Here is a 24,269-nt window from a genome sequence, read left to right as displayed (position 1 = left end):
GGGATGACCACCCGAAGCCGTGCCCGGGCGTGCTCCGTCGCCGTCGTCACCGCCGCAGCAGCACTCGCGTTGTCGGCCTGCTCGGGCGGCGGGGACAGCGACCCTACGCCCAGCCCGACCCCGGTCGGCAAGACGGTGTCGCAGACCTGCGCCGAGCTCCTGCCGACCGAGGCCCTGTCCGTCTACGGGACGACCTTCGCGCTCGACGACTCCTTCACGCCGGCGAAGGGCTCCCCCGCCGCCACGATCGCGAAGCAGCGGGGCCGCGTCTGCCAGTTCGTCGCCACCGACGACGACACCGAGACGATCACCCTGGCCGTCGCCGACCTGCCTGAGAAGTCGCTCACGAACCTGAAGGACGCGCTGTACGACCGGGGCGGATCGGTCCCCACCTACCGCGTCGAGGGCTACTTCGCGCTGAACGACGGCATCGGCCGCGCGGACGCCTTCGCCGACCCGTACTGGATCACCACGCAGTCGACGCTGTTCACGGAGCCCGGCGGCGCACAGCCCGTCGTCGACGCGGTGCGCGCCGCGCTGCAGCCGTCGGCGTCGGCGACACCCGCGGGCTGACGCGACCGCGCACGGTGCCGGGTCCGCCATCCGGTGCGAGGTTGCACACGTGGTGCGCGCTTGCAGCGCCGCACGGAGCGCGCAAGCCCGCACGGGCCCGCGACGCACGCACGGTGCGGACGGGAGGCCCGTGGCGGCCCCGCACCGCGCCTCCCGTCCGCCCTGCAGTCGCGTCTCGTGCACGACACGCGCTGTCCGGGAGGGCACGCCGGACCTGCTACGGTTGTTCCACCCCTTGGCCCCCATAGCTCAGGGGATAGAGCACTGCCCTCCGGAGGCAGGGGCGGAGGTTCGAATCCTCCTGGGGGCACTGTGACATTCCCGCGCAAGCAGTTGTCCTCGCTGCGCTCGGTCGGCTGGGCGCGACATCGCCTGCGGCGACCTTCCCCCGTTGAGACTCTCCGGGATGGGTTGCGCATCTCGTGGCCGATGTCGACGTTCGCGCGGATGATGAGCAGGAATGGTCGGGTCGGGGGAAGCGACTCGACAGTTTCTGCTCACGAAGCGCCCGCGCGCCCCGCGCTACCCCGTGTTTCCGAGCGCGACACCTCGGTCCCCTAGGATCACGGGCCGGTCGTCCTGCACGCGACCGGGAAGAGGGAAGCGATGACCACCGGCACCGGGAACGCGCAGCTCGAACTCGCACGCGGCGGGCACGCCCCCGCACCACGGACCCTGTTCGACGTCCTCGCGGCGACCGCGGCCATCCACCCGACCGCCACCGCGCTCGAGGACCCCGCGGGCACCGTCGACTACGCCGCCCTGCTCGACCTGGTGCGCGCGCAGGCCGACGACCTCGCCCGTCGCGGCGTCCGCCGGGGTGACCGGGTCGGGGTGCGGATCCCCTCCGGCGGGCGTGACCTGTACCTGTCGATCCTGGCGGTCCTCGCCGCCGGAGCCGCGTACGTGCCCGTCGACGCCGACGATCCCGAGGAACGCGCGACCCTCGTGTTCGGCGAGGCCGGCGTCGTCGGCGTCATCGGGGCCGGCGGCGTCCTGCGCGACCGCGACGGCGGCGAGCGGCCCGTGACGGACCCCGCGGCGAGCGCCGATCTCCCCCACCTGGACGACGACGCGTGGATCATCTTCACCTCGGGGTCGACGGGGGTGCCGAAGGGCGTGGCGGTCACCCACCGCAGTGCTGCGGCGTTCGTGGACGCCGAGGCGCGGATGTTCCTGCAGGCGGCGCCGATCGGACCCGGTGACCGGGTGCTGGCGGGGCTGAGTGTCGCGTTCGATGCGTCGTGCGAGGAGATGTGGCTGGCGTGGGGGCACGGTGCCGCGCTGGTGCCGGCGCCGCGGTCGTTGGTGCGGACGGGGGTGGACCTCGGGCCCTGGTTGATCGCGCACACGATCACGGTGGTGTCGACGGTGCCGACGCTCGCGGCACTGTGGCCGGACGACGCGTTGGAGCAGGTGCGGCTGGTCATCTTCGGTGGTGAGGCGTGCCCGCCGGAGCTGGCGGCGCGCATCGCGAGCCGGGACCGTGAGGTGTGGAACACGTACGGTCCGACGGAGGCGACGGTGGTGGCGTGCGGGTCGCTGCTCGACGGGAGCCAGCCGATCCGGATCGGGCTGCCGCTGGACGGGTGGGACCTGGCGGTCGTGGACGGTGCCGGGCAGCGGGTGGAGCCGGGCGGGGTCGGTGAGCTCGTGATCGGTGGTGTCGGGTTGGGGCGGTACCTGGACCCGGCGAAGGACGCGGAGAAGTACGCGCCGTTCCCGGAGCTCGGGTGGGAGCGGGCGTACCGGAGTGGTGACCTGGTGCGCTACGACCCCGAGGGGCTCGTGTTCCAGGGGCGTGCGGACGACCAGGTGAAGCTCGGTGGTCGGCGCATCGAGCTCGGGGAGATCGACGCGGCGCTGCAGGCGCTCGACGACGTGGCCGGTGGTGCGGCCGTGGTGCAGCGGACCCCGGCGGGCAACCAGGTGCTGGTGGGGTACGTGGCACCGGTGGCGGGTGCCACGGTGGACGTCGCGGCTGCGAACGCCCGGTTGCGGCGGGAGCTGCCCGCTGCGCTCGTCCCGCTCGTCGCCGTGGTGGACTCGTTGCCGACGCGGACGTCGGGCAAGGTCGACCGTGCGGCGCTGCCGTGGCCGTTGCCCGGGGCGACGGACGCCGCGATGCTGCCGGACACGGTGGCGTGGATCGCGGAGCGCTGGGCGGCGATCCTCGGGGTGCCGGTGTCGAGCGTCGACGACGACTTCTTCGCGCACGGTGGCGGGTCGCTGACGGCGGCGCAGCTGGTGTCCGCGATCCGCGAGCGGTTCCCGACGACGACCGTCGCCGACGTCTACGACCACCCGCGCATCGGCGCGCTGGCGGCCGTGTTGGACGAGTCCGGTCCGGTGGCGGCCGCATCACGCGACGTGACGCCGGTCCCGCCGACGACGGGCCTCGCGATGACGCTGCTGGGCTTGCCGGTGCAGGTGCTGCGCGGGTTGCGGGTCCTGACGTGGACGGCGCTGGTCGCGGCGGTGCTGCACGCGACGACGCTGCCGTTCCTGCCGGTGCTCCCCTGGCCGGCGCTCGTGGTCGCGCTGCTGGTGTTCGTGACGCCGATCGGCAAGATGGCGCTCACGGTCGTGCTGGCCCGGCTGCTGCTCGTCGGGGTCCGGCCGGGCGACCACCCGCGGGGCGGTTCGGTGCACCTGCGGGTCTGGCTGGCGGAGCGGATCGCCGAGGCGGTCGACGGTCCCTCGACCGCCGGGGCACCGTGGATCAGCTACTACGCCCGTGCGCTCGGGGCGCGGATCGGCACGGACGTCGACCTGCACACGCTCCCGCCGGTGACCGGGATGCTCACGATCGGCAAGCGTGCGTCGATCGAGCCCGAGGTGGACCTCGCGGGGCACTGGGTGGACGGTGACGTGTTCCGGCTCGGCCGGGTCCGTGTCGACGACGACGCCGTCGTGCACAGCCGCACCACGCTGCTGCCCGGTGCGCACGTGGGCGCGGGTGCCGAGGTCGAGGCCGGCTCGGCCGTCGCCGGCCGGGTGCCCGCCGGTCAGCGCTGGGCGGGTTCCCCCGCCGAACGCGTCGGGTCGGCCAGGCACGGCCGGGAGGCCCGTCCCCCGTCGCGTCGACGCTGGCTGCTGGCGTACGGGGCCGGCTCCGTGGCCGTGGCCGGGTTGCCGGTGATCGGGGTCGCGGTCGGGCTGCTGGTCGCCGTCGCCCTGGTCGGGCGTACGTCGACGCTCGGTGACGCGGTGCTGCGCGCCCTCGCGACCGTGCCGCTCGCGACCGTCGTCGCCGGGGCCGTGTACGCGCTGCTCGTGGTGGGGTCGGTGCGGTTGCTCGGCATCGGGCTGCACGAGGGTCGCCACCCCGTGCGGTCGCGGATCGGCTGGCAGGCGTGGTCGACGGAGCGGGTGCTGGACGCGGCGCGGACGCTGCTGTTCCCGCTGTACGCCTCGCTCGTGACGCCCGTGTGGTTGCGGCTGCTCGGGGCGAAGGTCGGCCGGAACACGGAGATCTCGACGGTCCTGCTCATCCCCGCGCTGACGCAGATCGCGTCCGGTGCCTTCCTGGCCGACGACACCATGGTCGCCACGTACGAGCTCGGTGGTGGCCGGGTGCGGATCGGCCGGTCGAAGGTCGGTCGGCGGGCGTTCCTCGGCAACAGCGGGATGACGGGCGCCGGACGCTCGGTCCCCCGCGAGGCGCTGGTGGCGGTGCTGTCCGCCGTGCCGAAGAAGGCCAAGCGCGGGTCGTCGTGGCTCGGCTCGCCCCCGGTGCGGCTGCGCCGTGCGGCGACGCAGTTCGACGAGGAGCGCACCTTCCGCCCACCCGTGCGGCTCAAGGTCGCCCGCGGCTGCTGGGAGCTGCTGCGGCTCGTGGCCCCGATGGTGTCCGCTGCGATCGCCCTCGGGGTGGCGGGCACCCTGCTCGCCCTGTGGTCGGCGGTCGGCGTCGGGTGGACGGTGCTGCTCGCCGGGCCGGTGCTCATCGTCGCCGGGGCCGTCGCCGCGGTGGTGTCGACGATCGCGAAGTGGGCGTTCGTCGGCCGGATCACCGCCCGGGAGCACCCGCTGTGGTCGTCGTTCGTGTGGCGCAACGAGGTGCAGGACACCTTCGTCGAGACGGTCGCCCGGCCCTGGTTCGCCGAGCAGGCCACCGGCACTCCGGCCCTGGCGGCGTGGCTGCGGAGCCTCGGCGCGACGATCGGCCGCGGCACCTGGCTCGAGACCTACTGGCTGCCCGAGGCCGACCTCGTCACCATCGGGGCCGGCGCCTCGGTGGCGCGCGGGACCGTCGTGCAGACCCACCTGTTCCACGACCGGGTGATGCAGCTCGACACCGTGCGCCTCGACGCCGGCGCGACCCTCGGGCCGCACAGTGTCGTCCTGCCCGCAGCCGGCATCGGCACGGGCGCCACGGTGGGTCCGGCCTCGCTCGTGATGCGCGGCGAGCAGGTGCCCACCGGGTCCCGCTGGTCCGGCAACCCCATCGCTCCGTGGACAGCCGAACCGGCCACCGTGGCGGACTGACCGGCGCCATGGGGTTGACTGGGACCGTGCCGAACACCCCCGCTGCCGACCCGTACACCCCGCACAGCGGCGACCGACGCTGGAGCGCCGAGCACTACGACCTCCGCCTCGACTACCGCGTGGCCACGAACCGTCTCGACGGCACGGCGACGATCACCGCCCGAGCCCACGAACCCCTCGACCGGATCGTCATCGACCTGCACGGCCTGAGCGTCGAGCGTGCCGACGTCGACGGCACCCGCGCGAAGAAGGTGTCGAAGGCGGTGCACAAGGTCACCGTGACCCCGGCGTCGCCGATCGCGGCCGACACCACGTTCACCGTGCACCTGCGGTACCGCGGCAACCCGCGCCCCGTCCGCAGCGCCTGGGGCCAGGTCGGGTGGGAGGAACTCACCGACGGCGTCATCGTCGCAGCCCAGCCGACGGGGGCACCCTCGTGGTTCCCGTGCAACGACCGACCGGACGACAAGGCGACCTACCGGTTCGAGATCGCCGCCGAGGCTGCGTACGACGTCCTGGCGAACGGTGAACTGCTCGGCAAGGAACGCGACCGCATCGGCACCCGCTGGACCTACGCCACCACCGAGCCGATGGCGACGTACCTGGCGACGGTGCAGATCGGGCGGTACCGCACGACGCGGCTCCGCGGCGCCGTCGTCCCCGTGACCCTGCACCACCCCGCCGACCTGGCGGCCGCCGCGAAGACCGACTTCGGGCAGGTGCCGGAGATGCTCGCGCTGTTCTCGGACCGCTTCGGCCCGTACCCGTTCGCGGCGTACGGCGTCGTGGTCACCGACGACGAGCTCGAGATCCCCCTCGAGGCCCACGGGCTCGCGGTGTTCGGCCGGAACCACGTCGACGGCGAGCACGGCACCGACCGGCTCATCGCGCACGAGCTCGCACACCAGTGGTTCGGCAACTCGGTGACGGTCACCCGCTGGCAGGACATCTGGCTGCACGAGGGGTTCGCCTGCTACGCCGAGTGGTTGTGGTCCGAGCACCACGGCGGCGACACCGCCGACACGCTCGCGGCGCAGTACCGGCAGGGGCTCCTCGACCAGCCCGAGGACCTCGTCGTCGGTGACCCCGGCGCGAAGGACATGTTCGACGACCGGGTCTACAAGCGCGGCGCCCTCGCCCTGCACGCCGTCCGCCGCACGTTCGGCGACGACGCGTTCACCGCCGGGCTCCGCAGCATCACCGAACGGCACCGGCACGGTTCGGTGACGGTGCCCGACGTGCTCAGTGCGTTCGCCGACGCCGCCGGCCGTTCCGTCGCGGACGTCCGGGCGGTGACCGGGCCCTGGATCGACGAGGCGTCGGTACCGGCACTGCCCGCGCCGCGCGTCGACTAGCCAGCTAGCTCGCCGTCGGCCGGGTCGCAGCTGACCTCGGACCACACCGCGTCGAGCGACAGCCCGACCACGCCGGCGACGGACGCGATGGTCGAGAACGCCGGGGTCGCGATCCGCCCGGTCTCGATCTTGCGGAGGGTCTCGGGCGAGATCCCGGCGGCGAGGGCGGTGTCGACGATCGACCGTGGGCCGCGTGCGCGGCGGAGCAGGGCGCCGAGACGGCGACCGCGCGCGACCTCGTCGGGGCGGAGCGGGAGACGGACCATTCCCACATAGTAATACCGGTATGATCATCCGCGTGATCGAGATCCTGACGCCCACCGAGGTCGAGAAGGCCCGTGCCACCGGAGCCCTCGTCGGCACCATCCTGCAGACCCTGCGCGAACGGACCCGCGTGGGCACCAACCTGCTCGAGATCGACCGGTGGGCGAAGCAGATGATCGAGGACGCCGGCGCGGACTCCTGCTACGTCGACTACGCACCGTCGTTCGGCCGCGGTCCGTTCGGCCACCACATCTGCACCGCCGTGAACGACGCCGTGCTGCACGGGCTGCCGCACGACCGGGCTCTGGCGGACGGCGACCTGCTCACCCTCGACCTCGCGGTGTCGCTGGACGGCATCGCCGCGGACGCCGCCGTGAGCTTCGTCGTCGGCACCCCGCGCGACGAGGACCTCGCCCTCATCGACGCGACCGAGCGCGCCCTGGCCGCCGGGATCGCCGCCGCCGGCCCCGGGGCCCGCATCGGCGATCTGTCGCACGCCATCGGGACCGTGCTCGAGGGTGCGGGCTACCCCGTCAACGTCGAGTTCGGCGGCCACGGCATCGGCTCGACCATGCACCAGGACCCGCACGTGTCGAACACGGGCCGCGCGGGCCGTGGCTACACGCTCCGTCCGGGCCTCCTGCTCGCGCTCGAACCGTGGGTGATGGCGGACACCGACGTGCTCGTCACCGATGCCGACGGCTGGACGCTCCGCAGTGCCACGGGAGCCCGGACGGCCCACACCGAGCACACCATCGCGATCACCGAGGACGGCGCCGAGGTGCTCACGCTCCCCCGCTGACCGACCCCTCGACCACCACGGGCAACCCGCCGGCCGCGACGACGAGCACCAGGTCGGGTGCCGGCCGGTGGACCGACACCGGGTGATCGCGCCCCTCGAACCGCGCGGTGCCGGCAGCGACGTCCACGTCGACCGACAGTGGATCGACGCGCAGGCCCCGACCGTCGCGCTTCAGCACGGCCTCCTTCGCCGCCCAGCAGGCCGCGAGCAAGCCGGCATCACCGGCCGAGCGCTCGCGTTCGCCGGGCGTGAAGACGTCGAGGGGCGCTGCGCCGACGCGGGACACCCGCTCGAGGTCGACGCCGACCGTGCCCGGCGCGACCGCGAGCGCGAGCACGCCGGTCGTGCGCGACAGACTGACGCCGAACGCGGTGCCGCACACCGTGGCCCAGGGACGACCGTGGTCGGTCCCGGCACAGTGTGGGCAGACGCGCCCCGCGCGCACGGCGGCCGTCTCGACTGCCGCAGCCGCCGCGACGGCGGCGACCAGGGCCTCCCGGTCGGCCGCGCGGTCCGGACCCGTCGCGCACAACGTCACCACGACCGCCTGGAGGCCCGACTCACCCACGCACGCAGCCTACGGTGCGCGGATGGCCGGCCCAGGGCCGTGGTCGCTACGCGTGCGTGAGTGCGATCAGTGCGACGTTCATCGTGCTGTAGAGACCCTCGGATCGGGTCGCCTGGCGGACGCGTCCGCGCAGCACTTCGTAGCGGCCGTCGTGCTCGCGCACGAAGCCGATCACGCCGGTCGCCGGCGTCGAGACGCGGTGGTAGCCGTCCTCGAGCGGGACGACCTCGGTACTCGTGGTTCGCTCCATTGCTGTTCCCTTCCGTTCGTCGTCGAACAGTGGCGCCAGCCTACCCCGCTCCGGGGGACAAGACACCCATGGATCGGCTTGTCCACAGTGTTCGCCGAGAGTCCGTCCGTCGCTTGCGCGCCGTGGATAGACTCCGGGCGACGGCGCTCTCAGGGCGTCGTTCGGGACGGCGTCGACGGCGCCGACCGGTGACGGACGGAGGACGGATGCGAACGGTCCAGCGCGGATCGGGCACAGGCGGGTCGAGGACGGAACGGGGGACAGCGCGGCTCTGGGGTCGCGTCACGGCAGCGGCCGTGGCGATGCTGATCGTCCTGGCTCCGGCGGCGACCGCGCAGGCCACGGCTCCGGTCGACCTGGGTGGGGCGTACGTCCTCGACGAAGCCGACGCCCTCAGCTCCTCGCAGCAGGCGCAGGTCGAACAGGCGGTGCAGGACCTGTACGCCGAGACCCAGACGCAGCTGTACGTCGTGTTCGTGCCGACGTTCACCGATCCGACGGACCACACCGCGTGGGGCTCCGCGGTCATGGAGCAGAACCAGATCGACACCGACGGCATCCTGCTGTCGGTCGCCGTCGACGACCGCAACTACGACGTGCAGCAGACGAACGAGACCGCCATCTCCGAGTCCGACGTGCAGAGCGCCGTGAACGACTCGCTGCTCCCCGCGCTGAAGCAGGGCGACTGGTCCGGTGCGGCCGTGGCGTTCGCGAACGGGCTGACGGACACCCAGGCGCCGCCGAACCTGACCTGGCTCTGGATCCTGCTGCTCGTCATCGTCGTCGGCCTGATCGTCGTCGTGCTCGTCATCCGCACCCGCAACAAGCGGAAGACCGCCGCGGCCACCCAGGCACAGCAGGAGTCCCTCGCCGACCTCGAGCGCACCGCCGGCGGCGCGCTCGTGACGATCGACGACGAGCTCCGCACCGCCGAGCAAGAGGTCGGGTTCGCCACGGCCCAGTTCGGTCCCGACGCCGCGAAGCCCTTCGCCGACGCCGTCGCCGCTGCGCAGCAGGCCGTGCGCAAGGCCTTCACGTTCCGGCAGCAGCTCGACGACGAGATCCCGGACTCCCCCCAGCAGCGTGCCGACTGGGCGAACCAGATCATCGCGATCTGCCAGCAGGCGCACGCCTCGATCGAGGAACAGACCGAGTCGTTCGACAAGCTCCGGTCGCTCGAGGACGGCGTCGACGAAGCAGCTGTCGCGCTGGCCCAGGCCGTCGTGGAAGCACCGGCGTCGGTCGGCGCAGCAGCAGCCGCGCTCGACCGCGTGCGAGCCAACTACACCGGACGCACCCTCGCGACCGTCGCCGACAACGTCGACCAGGCACACCAGGTGCTCGCCTACGCCACCGAGCGCTCGAACGCGGCCACCGCGGCGATCGCGGCCGGCGACAAGGGCGAAGCGGTGGTCGCCGTGCGCGACGCCCAGCACGCCCTGGCCCAGGTGCAGCAACTCACGAACAGCGCGGTCGCGGCCGAGGGCACCTTCACCGAGGCCACCGCACGCGCCGAGGCGATGCGCATCGACATCGAGGGGGACGTCGCCGCGGCCCGGACCCTCACCGTGGGCGGGCCCGACCTCGCCGCGGCCGTGACCCGGGCGCAGACCGTGCTGCGGCAGGGGTTCGACCCGAAGGACCCGATCACCGCGGTCGACGCCCTCACGAAGGCGAACACCGAGATCGACCAGGCCATCGCGGCCGCCCGGGGTGCCGAAGAGCAGCAGCGCCGGGCGTCCCGCGCCCTCGACGACGCCCTGCGCGACGCCCGGAACCGGATCAGCCAGGCGCGCGAGTACATCTCGCTGCACCGTGGCGGCATCGGACCGACCGCCCGCACCCGCCTGTCCGAGGCAGAACGCGCCCTCGACGACGCCGTGCAGCTCGCCACCACCGACCCCGGGCAGGCACTGCAGGCAGCACGGGCGGCCGAGCAGTACGCCGCTGCAGCGATGGACTCGGCGAACGACGACATGGGCGGCTGGGGCGGCGGTGGCGGCGGCTTCGGCGGTGGCGGCGGCAACGGCGCCCAGCTCGGCGGCCTCGTCACCGGCATCGTGCTCGGCGGCCTGCTCGGCGGTCGCGGTGGCAGCTTCGGCGGCGGCTCCTTCGGGGGCGGCGGGGGCGGCGGCTTCGGCGGCGGGGGCGGTTTCGGTGGTGGCGGAGGCGGCGGCGGGTTCTCCGGCGGCGGCCGCTTCTGAGCCCGACCCACCCGACAACCAGACCACACACCCGACAGACCAGACACACCACGTCAGACCTTCCAGGAAAGGGAACAGCAATGGCAAAGCAGACGATCTTCGGCCGCATCTCCACCCTCGTGCGGGCGAACATCAACCAGCTCATCGACAACGCCGAGGACCCGCAGAAGATGCTGGACCAGCTCGTGCGTGACTACACGAACAACATCGCCGACGCGAAGACGGCGATCGCGCAGACGATCGGCAACGTGCGGCTGCTCGAGCAGGACCACGAAGAGGACAAGCGCGCCTCGTCCGAGTGGGGCCAGAAGGCCGCCAACGCCTCCACCGCCGCGGACAAGTACCGCGCCGAGGGCAAGACGGCCGAGGCGGACAAGTTCGACAACCTCGCCAAGATCGCGATCGGCAAGCAGATCGCGGCCGAGCAGGAGGTCAAGGACGCCGAGCCGAACCTCGCCTCGCAGAACGAAGCGGTCGAGAAGCTCAAGACCGGGCTCGCCGGCATGGAGCAGAAGCTCGAGGAGCTCCGCGCGAAGCGCGACAACCTCGTCGCCCGCTCGAAGACGGCCGAGGCGCAGTCCAAGGTCAACGACGCCCTCGGCAACATCGACGTACTCGACCCGACCAGCGACCTCGGTCGCTTCGAGGAGAAGGTCCGTCGTGAAGAGGCCAAGGTCCTCGGGCAGCAGGAACTGCAGTCGTCGAGCCTCGACGCCCAGTTCGAGAGCCTCGAGGACGTCGGCAAGGACGCCGAGGTCGAGGCACGTCTCGCCGCGCTGAAGTCGGGCGGCTCGTCGAGCCTCTGACGTTCCCGGACGACCTTCCCGGACGACGCCGGACCCCAGCTGACAGACTGAGACGATGCAGTTCCTCGTGGTCGGTCAGTGGCAGGGTTCGGCGTCGTCGCGCGCGATGCGCCTCGGGGACGGAGCGACCGCGATCGCGGCTGACCTCCCCCGTGCGTCCACCACCGTGGTCGACGTCCCCGCCGGCGCGGGCGACCGGCTCGAGACGGCCGTCGCCCGCTACACCTCCGTGCTCGCCGTCGCCGACCGCGTGGCCGAGGAGACCGGCGTCGCGAGCGAACCCGTCCTCGTCGTCGGCGGGGACGGTGCGAGCGTCCTCGGCGCGACCGTCGGCCTCGGACCGGACACCGCGTTCGTCCGCATCGCCGGGTCCAGCGGGTACCGCGCACTCAACCGCGCCCAGCCCGTCGCCGCCGAGACCGCAGCCCTCCGGATCCTGGTCGACCGCGCCGACGAGCTGTTCCCCGCGCTGCCGGTGCTCCCCGCCTCGTCGGTCGTGGTCGCGGGCGTCCGCGGGCTCGACGACGCCGAGGACGCCGCCCTCGACCGTGCCGGGATCACACGACTCGACGTCGACGCCGCCACCCCGGAGGCCCTCGCCGCCGCCGTCGACGCCACCGGAGCGACCTCGGTGTTCGTGCACGTCGACCTCGACGTCCTCGACCCGTCCGAGGTCGACGGCCTGCTCGAACCGGTGCCGTTCGGCCTCGACGGCGCGGGACTGGTCGAGCGGATCCAGGCCGCGACCCGCGGCCGCCGCCTTGCCGGCGCCGCGCTCACCGGATTCGCTCCCGTCGACCCGGAGCGTGCAGTGGACGACCTCGGCGTGATCCTGCGCGTCGTCGGGGCGTTGACCAGCGCCTCCCGGGTGGCCTGAGAACCGACCCGGCGCGCCGGGCGCACCCCATGCCGGTCCGCGTACGCTCGGCCTCATGACGGACTACGACCTCATCGTGATCGGCGCCGGCGCAGTCGGCGAGAACGTGGCGGACTACGCCCACAAGCGCGGCCTGGCGGTCGCGATCGTGGAGTCCGAACTGGTCGGCGGCGAGTGCTCCTACTGGGCGTGCATGCCGTCGAAGGCGCTGCTGCGCAGCGGCCACGCCCTGGCAGCGGCCAAGCGGCTCGACGGCGCGAAGCAGGCCGTCACCGGCGAGCTCGACGCCGCCCACGTGCTCGCGCGCCGCAACTCGTTCACCTCGGACTGGAAGGACGACGGTCAGGTGTCCTGGCTGGAGTCCGCCGACATCGCCCTGATCCGCGGCCACGCCCGCATCACCGGCGAGAAGACGATCGAGGTCGGCGGTGAGACGCACACCGCCCGTGCCGCCGTCGCCGTCGTGACCGGCTCGCTGCACGCGCTGCCCGACGTGCCGGGACTCGCCGAGGCGAAGCCGTGGGGCACCCGCGAGGGCACCAGCGCCCAGCAGGTGCCGGAGAGCCTGCTGGTGATCGGCGGCGGTGTCGCGGGCTCCGAGCTCGCCACCGCCTGGGCATCGCTCGGCGCGAAGGTCACCCTCGTCGCCCGGCACGGACTGCTCGGCGGCATGGAGCCGTTCGCCGGCGAACTCGTCACCGATGCCCTCCGCGAGCTCGGCGTCGACGTCCGCACCGGCGTGAGCCCCGTGCGGGTCGACCGCGACGAGCACGGGCTCGTCACCACCACGCTCGACGACGACACCACCGTCATCACGAGCGAGGTGCTGGCCGCCACCGGCCGCACCCCGCACACCGCCGACCTCGGGCTCGAGTCCGTCGGGCTCACCGCCGGCGACTGGCTCGAGGTCGACGACACGATGCTCGTGCACGGCACCGACTGGCTGTACGCCGTCGGCGACGCCAACCACCGCGCCCTCCTCACCCACCAGGGCAAGTACCAGGCCCGCGCGGCCGGCGAGGCGATCGCCGCCCGGCACCAGGGCACGCCGCTGCACACCGAACCGTGGGGCGCACACGTCGCGACCGCCGACCACGCCGCGGTCCCCCAGGTCACGTTCACCGACCCCGAGGTCGCGAGCGTCGGCCTGACCGAGAAGGCCGCGCGCGAGCAGGGGCTGAACGTCCGTGCCGTGGAGTACGACCTCGGCGGCGTCGCGGGTTCCGCGCTGCAGGCCGACGGCTACACCGGCCGCGCCAAGATGGTCGTCGACGAGGACCGCGGGGTCGTCGTGGGCGTCACCTTCGTCGGCCAGGACGTCGCCGAGATGCTGCACGCGGCGACGATCGCCGTCGTCGGCGAGGTACCGGTCGACCGCCTCTGGCACGCGGTGCCGGCCTACCCCACGATGAACGAGATCTGGCTCCGGCTGCTCGAGACCTACGGTCGCCCGGCCTGAGCATGCGCGGACTGGCACGCCGGGCGCTGCTCGACTCCCCCGTGTCGCGGGTGGGGTGGCTGTTCGCCACGGCGGTGGGCCTGGCGATCGGCGTGCCGCTGTCGACCGGCCGCGTCCGCGTGGTCGACGGGCTCGTCGTCTGCTCGGGGCTGCCGCGGTGGGTGTTCCGTCGCGGTGGCACCTGCGTGGGTTCGGTGTACCTGACCCGGGACAACGACGGGCCCCGGGTGCTGCGGCACGAGCGGGTGCACGTCGAGCAGTGGCGGCGGTACGGCATGCTCATGCCCGTGCTGTACGCCGTCGCCGGCCGAGACCCGCTCCGCAACCGCTTCGAGGTCGAGGCGGGGCTGGAGGACGGCGGCTACCGCTGACGGGTGCCCGTGCGCGGCGCTGTCTGTGCTTCCCCCTCGTTTGCCGTGTGCCGATCGGTCACGACACCCCGTCGGGCCGGCGCCGAGTGGTCGCAGACCGTCGGCGGCTCTGGCCGCATCCGACGGTCTGCGACCACTCGGCGCGGCACGCGCGGCGCGGCGTGACCTCCGGTGAGGGCCGGCGGGCGACGAGACGTGACCGAACGGCGGACGGGAGGCACGGATCACGGCCGCCACGGGCCTCCCGTCCGCCGTGGTCCGGCCCACCTGCCCGGCTGAGGACCGCTGATCGGTCGCGACACCCCGCCGGGGCGGCGCCGAGCGGTCGCTGACCGTCGGTCGCACCGGCCGTGGCCGACGGCACGCGGCCGCTCAGACGCCCTCCACCCCTGCCGCCGAGGTTCCACGACATGCCGCGTGCGTTGCGCCGAGGTTCCACGGACGGCCCGGATGCGCGGTGAGATGCCGAGATTTCGGAACCTCGGGGCGCGGGCGGGCGGGCGCGGGGGGCGGGCGCGGGCGGGTCAGGCGGCGGGACGACGGGGGACGATGAGGGGCGTGCCGGTCTCGGGGTCGGGGACGACCACGCACGGCAGGCCGAAGACGTCCTCGACGAGGTCGGCCGTCAGCACCGCGGCCGGGGGTCCGGCAGCGACGATCGACCCCTGGCGCATCGCGATGACGTGGGTGGCGTACCGCGCCGCCTGGTTCAGGTCGTGCAGCACCGCGACGACCGTCCGACCCGCGGCGTGCAGGGCGGAGGCCAGCTCGAGCACGTCGTACTGGTGCGCGATGTCGAGGAACGTCGTCGGCTCGTCGAGCAGCACGATGTCGGTCTCCTGCGCCAGGACCATCGCGATCCACACCCGCTGCCGCTGCCCGCCGGAGAGCTCGTCGACGCTCCGGTCCGCCAGCTCCGCCGTCGACGTCTGCTCCAGGGCGGCCTGCACGGCACGCCGGTCGGACCCGGACGACGGGTGCAGCAGGTCCTGGTGCGGGAACCGCCCGCGGGACACGAGGTCGCGCACGGTGATGCCGTCCGGTGCGATCGGCGTCTGCGGCAGCATGCCGACCCGCCGGGCCACGGCCTTCGGACGGTAGGAATCGATCGGCGCCCCGTCGAGGTACACCGTGCCGGCTCGGGGCTTGAGGGTACGCGCGAACGACTTCAGCAGCGTCGACTTGCCGCACGCGTTCGGCCCGACGATGACGGTCAGTTCACCGTCGGGGACGTCCACGTCGAGCCCGTCCACCACGATGCGGTCGTCGTACGCGAGCGTCAGCCCACGCACGCCGAGCGCGGTCGTCGGGACTCCGACCACGCTGGTCGGCAGTCCGGCTGCGGCGTTCAGTTCTCGGCCTTGCCGTGCCGCCAGTACCCCATGAACGCGACCTGCTTGCGGTCGATGCCGACCCCGCGCACCAGGTGCCGTCGGAGCTCCTTGACGCAGCCGGCCTCGCCCGCGATCCAGGCGTAGACGGGGCGCGACTCCTCGGTGGCCGGCACGTCCCAGAGGACCTGCTCGTCGACGTCGACGTCGGTGAGTTCCGCGGCGTCGCCGCAGGCGGGACCGACGGCCACCGTCGACGCCCACGCGTGCACCTGGTCGGTCATGCGCACGCCGTGGGTCGCACCGTTCCGGGCGATCCAGCGGACCTCGACCCCGGCGGGCGCGCTCACGGGCAGCCGGTCGGCGTCGGTCGGCACCTCGATGAAGACGTGTCCGACGGTCGAGACGTCGAGCGCCTCGAGGATGGCGCAGATGGCCGGGGCGGCGGTCTCGTCCCCGGCGAGCAGGATGCGGTTCGCGTGCCCGGGTGCGAACTCGGCGGCACCGGTCGGCAGATCCTCGGGCGACTCCGGCACGCGGGGTCCGACGATCCGGAGTTCGTCGCCGACCCGGCAGGACGACACCCACCGGGATGCGGGCCCGGCGTCGCCGTGCGCGACGAAGTCGATGTCGAGCTCACGGGCGTCGGGCCGGAACGAGCGGACCGTGTAGGTGCGCAACGGGTTGCGTTCCGCGTCCGGCAGCGCACGCCAGGCGGCGTACCAGTCCTCGTCCTCGGGCAGTTCGGAGAACCCCACACCGTCGAGCGGCAGGACGACCTTGATCCGCTGGTCGAGCCCGACCGAGGAGAAGTCCGCCAGGGCGTCGCCCGCCAGCGTCACCCGGACGAAGTGCGGGGTGAGCGACGTGACCGCTGCCACACGGACGGAGAAGACGCGGTACCGGGTTGCCACGGATCCGAGTATGGCATGCCTTACCTAACGTCTCCAGACCTTCGGACGGTGCGAAGATCGCTTCCGTGCCCGATGCCCCCGACGACGAATTCGCAGACCTGGCCGCCCTCGCCCGCGCGAGCGGCGTGACGGAGCCGCTCCGCGCCTCCAGGCAGGTGGTCCGCACCGATGACGGGCAGGAGACGTCCGCCATCCGGTGGGGAGACCGGGAGGCCCGGATCACCTACCTGCACGGGCTCGGCATCGACGCCCACAGTTTCGACCAGACCGCGCTCGCCGTCGGCGAGCCGGCGGTCGCGCTCGACCTGCCCGGCCACGGGCGGTCGTCGTGGCGGGACGACGCGGACTACGGGGCGTCCGTGACGGCGCCGACCGTGCTCGCGGCGCTCGACGCGCTCGAGGTGCCGCCGGGGATCGTCGTCGGGCACTCGCTCGGCGCGATCCTGTCGGCACGGCTCGCGGCCACGGCACCGGAGCGGGTGACCGGGCTCGTCCTCGTCGACATGTCGCCGGACTTCGCGCAGCGGGCGGTCGACCGGATCGCCCGCGCGCTCGAGGCCGAGGAGCCGTTCGCCACCCTGGACCAGGTCGTCGACCGGGCGATCGAGGCACGTGTCGGCGACGACCGGCACGTGCTGCTGCGTGAGGCGCGTCACACCACGCGGCTCGGTGACGACGGAGCGCTCGTGCGGCGCCACCACTTCCCGCACCTGTCCGCCGGCCGCAGGTCGTCGGTGGGGCGCTTCGCCGACGCGTGGCCCGACCTCGAGGCCCTGCGCGTACCGATCCTGCTCGTCCGCGGCGACCGCGGGTACGTCTCGCCGAAGCTGCACGCCGCGTTCGCCGAGCGGCTGCCGGACGCCGAGATCGTGACGGTCACCGCACGGCACGCGGTGCAGAACCAGGCGCCCCTCGAACTGGCTTCGGCGATCCGGGCATGGGCCGAACGTCACGGATTGTTGCACCGGATCGATGAACCGTCGCGGGACCGTACCGGCCCCCGGTAACCTCGTGCGAGCGCGAGCTGTGACCATCGCCCTCGCGTCCGGAAGGAACCCACACCCCATGAGTCCGCTCCTGCCCCGCCGTACCGCCCGGGCCGCGCGCACCACGCGCCTCGGACGTGCTGCCCTCGCCGCCACCGCGGTCGCCGTCGTCTCCGCCCTCGCGCTGACCGGCTGCTCCGGCTCGTCGAACGAGGACGGCGGCGCCGACGCCACCGTGCGCGTCGGCCTGGTGCTCGAACCGACCAGCCTCGACATCCGCACGCAGTCCGGTGCAGCGCTCGACCAGGTGCTCATCGACAACGTGTACCAGGGGCTCGTCGGCCGAACCGCCGACGGCGACATCCGCGACGTGCTGGCCTCCGAGCACGAGGTCTCCGACGACGGGCTGACGTACACGTTCACGCTGCGCGACGGCATCACCTTCCAGGACGGCAAGGACGTCACCGCGGCCGACGTCGTGTGGTCGCTGGAGCAGGTCAAGTCGAACGAGACCTACGTCGACTCCGCCAAGCTCGCCGGCGTCACCTCGATCACGTCACCGTCGACCGGTGTGGTCGAGCTCAAGCTGGCGAAGCCCGACTCGGACCTGCTCTGGAACCTGACCGGCCGCTCCGGGCTGGTGCTCGAGAAGGCCGCGACGAACGACCTGTCGGACACCGCGAACGGCACCGGCCCGTACGAGGTCGCGAGCTGGAAGCAGGGTGACTCGCTCACCTTCGACCGCAACGACGACTACTGGGGCACGAAGGCGAAGGTCGCGAAGATCGTCTTCCGGTACATCACCGACCCGTCGACGGCAGTCAACGCCATGGCGAACGGCGACCTCGACGTCCTCAACCCGGTCGACGGAACACTCAAGAGCCAGCTCGACGGCAACTCGGACATCGCGCTGCACTCCGGCAAGACGACCGACAAGTACACCCTCGCGTTCAACGACCAGAAGGCGCCGTTCACCGACAAGAAGGTGCGCCAGGCGATCCGGCAGGCGATCGACCCGAAGGCCCTCATCAAGGCCATCGGCGGAACGGGCGTCGAGCAGGGCGGCCCGATCCCGGAGCTCGACCCCGGGTACGAGGACCTGACCGACATCGACGCGTACGACCCCGACAACGCGAAGCAGCTCCTCGCCGCCGCCGGTCAGGAGAACCTGAAGCTCACGCTGACCTACGCGAACATCTACCCGGCGACCATCGGCGACGTGCTCAAATCGCAGCTCGCCGACGTCGGGATCACCCTGACCGTCAAGCGTGTCGACTTCGCCACCTGGCTGTCGACGGTGTTCCAGGCGCCGAAGTCGGGTGAGCGCGACTTCGACCTGTCGATGGTCGACCACGTCGAGGCCCGCGACTTCGGCAACTGGGCGAACCCGAAGTACTACTTCGGCTACGACAACGCCGAGGTGCAGTCGCTGTACGCCGAGTCGATCGCGGCCACGGACGAGGACGCCAAGGTCGACGCGCTGCGGAAGGCCGCGAAGATCGTGAGCGAGGACGCCGCCGGCGAGTGGCTCTACACGGCCACCGAGATCACCGCGGTGCGCTCCGGCGTGACGGGCTTCCCGGTCGACGGCGGCAACTCGCGACTCGACCTGTCGAAGCTCGCCGTCAAGTGAGACGACCCGCGCCCGGAGCTCCGAGCACGTGACCCGGTTCCTGGTCGGCAGGCTGCTGCTGTTCGTCGTCGGGCTGCTCGTCGCGAGCGTCATCATCTTCGCGACCCTGCGGGTGCTGCCCGGCGACGTCGCACAGGTCGTCGCCGGCACCCAGTCGACCCCGGCGCAGGTCGAGCAGCTCCGGCAGCAGCTCGGCCTCGACCGGCCCGTCGTGGTGCAGTACCTCGACTGGATCGGCGGGGTGTTCCGCGGCGACCTCGGCCGGTCCCTGGTGACCAACGGGCAGGTCGCGCCGGAGATCGCGCAGAAGCTGGCGATCACGCTGCCGCTCGCGGGCATGTCACTCGTCACCGCGCTCGTGGTCGGCGTCCCCCTCGGGGTCGTCGCCGCGGTGCTCCGCCGTCGACCGGGCGGCGCCGTCATCGGGTTCGTGGCGCAGGCCGTCGCCGCGATCCCGGTCGTCTGGGCCGGCATGCTGCTCGTCGCGCTGTTCGCCGTCACGCTGCACTGGCTGCCGACGCAGGGCTTCCCGCTCGACGGCTGGTCCGAGCCGGGGCGTGCGTTCGCGTCGCTCGTGCTGCCCGCCCTGACCATCGGCGCGGTCGAGGGTGCCGTCATCCTGCGCTTCACCCGGTCCGCGACGCTGTCGGTGCTCGACGCCGACCACGTCCGCACCGCGGCCGCGATCGGGCTGACGCGCACGCAGGCGTTGCTCCGGCACGGGCTGCCCTCGGTCGCCCTCACCGTGCTCGCCGTGCTCGGGGTGCAGATCGCCGGGCTGCTGGTCGGGGCCGTCGTCGTCGAGCAGCTGTTCTCGCTGCCCGGGGTCGGTCGCATGCTCGTGACCGACGTCGGTCGCCGCGACGTCACCAAGGTGCAGTCCGAGCTGCTCGTGCTCACCGGCCTCGTGCTGCTGGTCGGCTTCGCCGTCGACGTCGTGCACCGCGCCCTCGACCCACGCCAACGCGAGGTGTCCGGATGATCCGCCGCCTGCTCTCCCGCCCCACCGGGGTCTTCGCCGTCGTCGTGCTCGGCCTGCTCGTGGTGCTCGCCGCGGTGTCGCTCGTGTGGACGCCGCAGGACCCGTTCCGCGCCGATCCGTTCCACCAGTGGGAGGGCCCGAGCGCCGCGCACTGGTTCGGCACCGACGCCGCTGGCCGCGACATCGCGAGTTACCTGCTCGCCGGCACCCGCACCACCGTGCTCGTCGCCGTCGGGGCCGGGGTGATCGCGAGTGTCGTCGGCATCGTCCTGACCGCGATCGGGTCCCTCACCGCCCGCTGGGTGCGCGAGGGCACGGCCGTCCTGCTCGACATTCTGGTGGCGTTCCCGACCCTGCTGACCGCGATGCTGCTGACCGCGGTGTTCGGCGGGTCGCTCGGGGTCGTCATCGTGAGCGTCGGACTGTCCTTCGGCGTCACGATCGCTCGGGTCGCCCGCGGCGAGATCCGGCGCATCGCCCGTAGCGACTACGTCACCGCGGCCCGGGCCTCCGGTGTCGGTGGTGTCGGGGTGCTGTTCCGCCACCTGGTGCCGAACGCCGCGCCGCTGTTCACCGTGCAGCTCTCGCTCGCGATGGCCACCGCGGTCCTCGCCGAGGCCGGTCTGTCGTACCTGGGCTACGGCGCCGGGTCGGACACGGCGTCGTGGGGCAACCTGCTCTCCGACCTGCAGACCTACATCGGCGTGCACCCGTGGAGCGCCACCTGGCCGGGAGCCGCGATCGCGCTGGTCGTCGCGGCGCTCTCCCTGCTCGGTGACGCGATCCGCGACGCCACCGACCCACGGCTGACGACGAACGACCGCGCAGCGGGCGGCGACCGCCGCACCGACCCGGCCACGACCACCCCGGGGGTGACCGCATGACCGACCGCAGCCACAGCCACAGCCGCAGCGACACCGGCCCCGGCGGGCTCGCGGTGGTGGGGCTCTCCGTCCGCATCGCGGGGCGGACGATCCTCGACGACGTGACGTTCACCGTGCCTCCCGGCGAGCGCGTGGGCGTGATCGGCGCATCGGGATCCGGCAAGTCCATGACCTCGCTCGCCCTGATGGGCCTGGAGCCCGCCGGCGCGACCGTCACCGGCAGCATCCGCCTGGACGGCACGGAACTGGTCGGCCTGCCCGAACGGGAGCGTGCGGCGCACCGCGGATCCGGCATCGGCATGGTCTTCCAGGAGCCCGGCACCGCCCTCGACCCGCTGCGCCGCGTCGGCGCGCAGATCGCGGAGCCGCTGCGCCTGCACCGCGGACTCGACCGGCGGGCGGCACGCGCCGCGGCGACCACCCTGGCGGCGGACGTCGGACTGCCGGACCCGGAGTCGCTGCTGCGGCAGTACCCGCACCAGCTGTCCGGCGGGCAGCGTCAGCGGATCTGCATCGCGATGGCGATGGCCGGGCAGCCCGCGTACCTCGTCGCCGACGAGCCGACCACGGCGCTCGACGTCACGACCGAGGCGCGGATCCTCGACCTCTTCGAAGGGCTGTCGGCCGGCATGGTCTTCGTCACGCACGACCTCGCCGTGCTCGCGCGGATCGCCGACACCGCCGTCGTGCTCGACGGCGGACGGGTCGTCGAGCAGGGCTCGGTCGCGTCCCTGCTCGCCGCGCCGCAGCACCCTGCGACCGTCGCGCTCGTCGACGCCGCGCGCGCCACCGCCCGTCGTGCCCGTCCGTCCGGAGGCTCCGCATGACCGCCGTCCTCGACGGGGTCGGGCTGCACCGCACCTACCGGCTCCCCCGCCGCGGGCCCTTCGAACCGGGCCCCGTCCGCACCGCCGTCGACGGCGTCGACCTGACGGTCGCCTCTGGCCAACGGCTCGGGATCGTCGGCGAATCGGGGTCCGGCAAGTCCACCCTGGTGCGGCTGCTCGCCGGCCTGGAGGCACCTTGCGCCGGTTCCGTGACCGCCTCCGGTCGTCCGGTGGTGGCGTCCGGTTCCGCGGCCGCGATGCGCTGGTTCCGTCGCGAGACCGGGGTGGTGTTCCAGGACCCGTACGCGTCCCTCGACCCGCGGATGCGCGTCGGCGCGATCGTCGGCGAACCGCTGCGGGCACTGCGGATCGACGGGGATCGCCGGACGCTGGTGCGCGACGTGCTGGAGCGGGTCGACCTGCCGGCAGACGTGGTCGACCGGTACCCGCACGAGTTCTCCGGTGGGCAGCGGCAGCGCATCGCGATCGCCCGGGCCGTGGTGCACGGGCCGCGGATCCTGTTCGGCGACGAGCCGATGAGCGCCCTCGACGTGGTGGTGCGGGCACGGGTCATCGAGCTGTTCCGCTCGCTCGCCGACGACCTCGGGCTGACCATGGTCCTGGTGTCGCACGACATCGGTGTGGTCCAGCGGCTGTGCGACACCGTCGCGGTGATGTCGGCCGGGCGCATCGTGGAGCACGGGCCGGTGTCGCTGCTCGATGCGCCGGTGCACCCGGTGACGCGGGCGCTGGTGGAGGCTGCGCCGACGCTGCCGTAGGGGCGGGGCGGGGCGGGCGGGGCGGCACGCGATTCGCGACATCCCACGAGTCGATCGACGCGTGGCCTGTCGGAACATGCACACGCACCGGATGCACGTGCATGATGCGACGATCCACGAGGTGATCGACGCGTGGCCTGTCGGAACATGCACACGCACCCACCTCGCTCCCAGCACAGCGGTCAGAGGTGTGCGACTCCTGTTCGACTGGGCGGGACTCCTTGCCCACTGAGCGGGACGCCGGGACGATCGACCTGCACCGATCGCTTCTCGAAGGGGAGAACGCATGAGCAAGTCGCACGACATCACCAGGCGCACGGCACTCGGACTCGGCATCGTCGCCACCGCATCGGCAGCGAGCGGGGTGCTCGGCAGCACACCGGCGAGCGCCCACGGCCGCGCCCACCCCGGCGCAGGCGCAGGCCCCGCCGGCCCCGGCCACCCCGGGCGCCCGCACCTCGCCGCCGCGGTCGAGCGGGAGTTCGCCGCCGACACCACCACGGTCCTGCGGAACCCGCTGAACGGCTGGGCGCTGTACGGCTCGTCGGCGCCGCCCGCGAACTACTGGACGCAGTACGACGACGTCCCGCTGCCCGACGGCACCACGGTCACGGTGTCCGACCACGCCTCGGTCATGTACATGCGGGTCTCGTGGACGATCCTCGAGCCGTCCGAGGGCGTGTACGGCTGGGACACGAACGCGGCGTTCGCGGGCATCCTCGCCGAGGCCCGTCGCCGTGGGCTGCGGCTGGCCTTCCGCGTCGTGGTGGACAGTCGCGACAAGTCGTCGGACTTCACGCCCGCGTGGGTGCGCGCCGCCGGGGCCGCCGGGTACGAGACGCAGACCGGCAGCAAGACGGTGTGGAGTCCGTACCCGGACGACCCGGTGTTCCAGGCGAAGTACGCCGCGTTCGTCGCGGCCTTCGGCGAGCAGTACGACGACCCGGCCACGACGGACTTCATCGACGGGTACGGACTCGGCAAGTGGGGTGAGGGGCACTCGATGCTGTACCAGGACGCCGCGAACCGCGAGCCGGTGTTCGACTGGATCATCGACCTGTACCAGGAGCACTTCACCCGGGTGCCGCTGGCGCTGAACTACCACCGGATGATCGGGGGCCCGAAGGACTGGGGCACCCCGGACCCCGAGAGCGAGCGGATGCTCGACGGTGCGTACGAGAAGGGCTACGTCCTGCGCCACGACGCCTTCGGCATGACCACGTACTACGCGGACTGGGAGAAGTCGATGGCCGCGAAGTGGCGGTACCGGCGGCCGATCATCATGGAGGGCGGGTGGGTCACCGCCCAGCACGACGTCACGCAGGACCCGCGCGGGTACGTGACGACCGCCGACGTCCGTCAGGGCGAGTTCGACGACTCGGTCGAGGCGCACGTGAACATGATGGACCTGCGGAACGGCGAGGCCCTGTCGTGGTTCGCGGCGCAGACCTTCCCGTTGACGCAGCGGTTCGACGCCGAGGGCGGCTACCGCCTGCACCCGTCGCGCGTGGTCGTGCCCGGTTCGGCGTCCGCCGGCGCGACGGTGGACGTCACGCACGAGTGGACGAACACCGGGTGGGGCTACCTGCCCGACAACCTGCCGGTGTGGAACGGCAAGTACAAGGCGGCGGTCGCGTTGCTCCGTGCGGACGGCAGCGTGGCGAAGAGGTTCGTGGACACCGCGTCCGACCCGTCGACGTGGTTGAAGGGCTCGCCGACGTCGTACGCGTTCCGTCCGTCGCTGGCCGGCGTCGCGGCTGGCGCGTACCGGTGGGGCATCGCGATCGTCGACACCACCGCGGGCAACGCCCCCGGCATCGAGCTCGGTGCGCAGGGCACGCAGCAGGCGGGCTGGCTGGTCGTCGGCGACGTCACCATCGCCTGAGACGCGCCTGCCTGGAGGCCCGGTGCCG

At 72.9% G+C, this 24,269-nt stretch carries 21 protein-coding genes and 1 tRNA gene; 17 read left to right on the top strand and 5 right to left on the bottom strand.

Translation table 11 applies throughout. The features are described from left to right. Window positions 1–3 precede the first annotated feature (3 nt). The 4 genes from EDF53_RS14655 (at window position 4) to EDF53_RS14640 (ending at window position 6,419) form a co-directional block, all read left to right on the top strand. Entirely contained in the window at window positions 4–573 is a 570-nt protein-coding gene (locus EDF53_RS14655) for a hypothetical protein (protein WP_123294268.1), read from the top strand. A gap of 238 nt (window positions 574–811) precedes the next feature. Continuing rightward, a tRNA-Arg gene (locus EDF53_RS14650) sits at window positions 812–883 on the top strand. Between the two features lie 296 nt (window positions 884–1,179). After that, window positions 1,180–5,064, top strand: a complete 3,885-nt coding sequence (locus tag EDF53_RS14645; protein ID WP_123294267.1) for a Pls/PosA family non-ribosomal peptide synthetase — start codon at window positions 1,180–1,182, stop codon at window positions 5,062–5,064. Window positions 5,065–5,090: 26 nt separating this feature from the next. Beyond that, on the top strand, window positions 5,091–6,419 hold the full coding sequence (locus EDF53_RS14640) for a M1 family metallopeptidase (protein ID WP_260215816.1): 1,329 nt from the start codon (window positions 5,091–5,093) through the stop codon (window positions 6,417–6,419). Here the strand turns inward: EDF53_RS14640 and EDF53_RS14635 are convergent. After that, complete coding sequence (locus tag EDF53_RS14635) at window positions 6,416–6,685, bottom strand: helix-turn-helix domain-containing protein (RefSeq protein ID WP_027465796.1); 270 nt, start codon at window positions 6,683–6,685, stop codon at window positions 6,416–6,418. The genes EDF53_RS14640 and EDF53_RS14635 overlap by 4 nt on opposite strands. Before the next feature lie 32 nt (window positions 6,686–6,717). On the opposite strand from EDF53_RS14635, the gene map reads away from it, so the two are divergent. Further along, window positions 6,718–7,485 carry a type I methionyl aminopeptidase gene (map, locus tag EDF53_RS14630; protein WP_123294432.1) on the top strand — a complete coding sequence of 256 codons (768 nt, stop codon included), beginning with the start codon at window positions 6,718–6,720 and terminating at the stop codon, window positions 7,483–7,485. On the opposite strand, the gene EDF53_RS14625 is transcribed toward map, so the two are convergent. Then, window positions 7,469–8,053, bottom strand: coding sequence for a 4'-phosphopantetheinyl transferase superfamily protein (locus EDF53_RS14625; protein WP_123294266.1), 585 nt, complete (start codon window positions 8,051–8,053; stop codon window positions 7,469–7,471). The two genes, map and EDF53_RS14625, sit on opposite strands and share 17 nt — an antisense overlap. A gap of 46 nt (window positions 8,054–8,099) precedes the next feature. Next, on the bottom strand, window positions 8,100–8,303 hold the full coding sequence (locus EDF53_RS14620) for a hypothetical protein (RefSeq protein ID WP_071255966.1): 204 nt from the start codon (window positions 8,301–8,303) through the stop codon (window positions 8,100–8,102). A gap of 302 nt (window positions 8,304–8,605) precedes the next feature. Here EDF53_RS14620 and EDF53_RS19780 point away from each other — a divergent pair, with 302 nt between their 5' ends. From EDF53_RS19780 to EDF53_RS14595, 5 genes are all read left to right on the top strand, one after another. After that, entirely contained in the window at window positions 8,606–10,507 is a 1,902-nt protein-coding gene (locus EDF53_RS19780) for a TPM domain-containing protein (protein WP_311316840.1), read from the top strand. An 80-nt stretch (window positions 10,508–10,587) separates the two neighbouring features. Next, window positions 10,588–11,313, top strand: a complete 726-nt coding sequence (locus EDF53_RS14610) for a PspA/IM30 family protein (RefSeq protein ID WP_123294264.1) — start codon at window positions 10,588–10,590, stop codon at window positions 11,311–11,313. A gap of 55 nt (window positions 11,314–11,368) precedes the next feature. Then, the gene (locus EDF53_RS14605; RefSeq protein ID WP_123294263.1) at window positions 11,369–12,190 is read left to right on the top strand and encodes an arginase family protein; all 822 of its coding nucleotides are present in this window, start codon (window positions 11,369–11,371) and stop codon (window positions 12,188–12,190) included. A gap of 55 nt (window positions 12,191–12,245) precedes the next feature. Continuing rightward, window positions 12,246–13,649 carry an NAD(P)/FAD-dependent oxidoreductase gene (locus EDF53_RS14600; RefSeq protein WP_123294262.1) on the top strand — a complete coding sequence of 468 codons (1,404 nt, stop codon included), beginning with the start codon at window positions 12,246–12,248 and terminating at the stop codon, window positions 13,647–13,649. 2 nt (window positions 13,650–13,651) lie between these two features. Next, window positions 13,652–14,020: a Fe-S oxidoreductase gene (locus EDF53_RS14595; protein WP_123294261.1), complete on the top strand. Its 369-nt coding sequence runs from the start codon at window positions 13,652–13,654 to the stop codon at window positions 14,018–14,020. Between the two features lie 524 nt (window positions 14,021–14,544). Here EDF53_RS14595 and EDF53_RS14590 read toward each other — a convergent pair. Next, complete coding sequence (locus EDF53_RS14590) at window positions 14,545–15,342, bottom strand: ABC transporter ATP-binding protein (RefSeq protein ID WP_260215809.1); 798 nt, start codon at window positions 15,340–15,342, stop codon at window positions 14,545–14,547. Between the two features lie 26 nt (window positions 15,343–15,368). Next, entirely contained in the window at window positions 15,369–16,265 is an 897-nt protein-coding gene (locus tag EDF53_RS14585) for a siderophore-interacting protein (protein ID WP_260215807.1), read from the bottom strand. A 65-nt stretch (window positions 16,266–16,330) separates the two neighbouring features. On the opposite strand from EDF53_RS14585, the gene EDF53_RS14580 reads away from it, so the two are divergent. From EDF53_RS14580 to EDF53_RS14550, 7 genes are all read left to right on the top strand, one after another. Beyond that, window positions 16,331–17,272, top strand: coding sequence for an alpha/beta fold hydrolase (locus EDF53_RS14580; RefSeq protein WP_185021064.1), 942 nt, complete (start codon window positions 16,331–16,333; stop codon window positions 17,270–17,272). A gap of 58 nt (window positions 17,273–17,330) precedes the next feature. Then, entirely contained in the window at window positions 17,331–18,884 is a 1,554-nt protein-coding gene (locus EDF53_RS14575; protein ID WP_123294258.1) for an ABC transporter substrate-binding protein, read from the top strand. Between the two features lie 28 nt (window positions 18,885–18,912). Further along, window positions 18,913–19,866, top strand: a complete 954-nt coding sequence (locus EDF53_RS14570) for an ABC transporter permease (RefSeq protein WP_123294257.1) — start codon at window positions 18,913–18,915, stop codon at window positions 19,864–19,866. Then, window positions 19,863–20,750, top strand: a complete 888-nt coding sequence (locus EDF53_RS14565; protein ID WP_123294256.1) for an ABC transporter permease — start codon at window positions 19,863–19,865, stop codon at window positions 20,748–20,750. Before EDF53_RS14570 ends, EDF53_RS14565 begins: the two co-directional genes overlap by 4 nt. Beyond that, a complete protein-coding gene (locus tag EDF53_RS14560; RefSeq protein WP_123294255.1) occupies window positions 20,747–21,577 on the top strand; it encodes an ABC transporter ATP-binding protein in 831 nt (276 codons plus the stop codon). Before EDF53_RS14565 ends, EDF53_RS14560 begins: the two co-directional genes overlap by 4 nt. Beyond that, the gene (locus EDF53_RS14555; protein WP_123294254.1) at window positions 21,574–22,356 is read left to right on the top strand and encodes an ABC transporter ATP-binding protein; all 783 of its coding nucleotides are present in this window, start codon (window positions 21,574–21,576) and stop codon (window positions 22,354–22,356) included. The genes EDF53_RS14560 and EDF53_RS14555 overlap by 4 nt, the downstream gene beginning before the upstream one ends. A gap of 286 nt (window positions 22,357–22,642) precedes the next feature. Continuing rightward, entirely contained in the window at window positions 22,643–24,241 is a 1,599-nt protein-coding gene (locus EDF53_RS14550; RefSeq protein WP_123294253.1) for a DUF4832 domain-containing protein, read from the top strand. The last annotated feature ends 28 nt before the right edge of the window (window positions 24,242–24,269 follow it).

The organism is Curtobacterium sp. PhB78 (genome assembly GCF_003751685.1).
GTDB lineage: Bacteria > Actinomycetota > Actinomycetes > Actinomycetales > Microbacteriaceae > Curtobacterium.
Note: the sequence above shows the minus strand (reverse complement) of the source record. Positions and strands in the feature narration are given on the sequence as shown.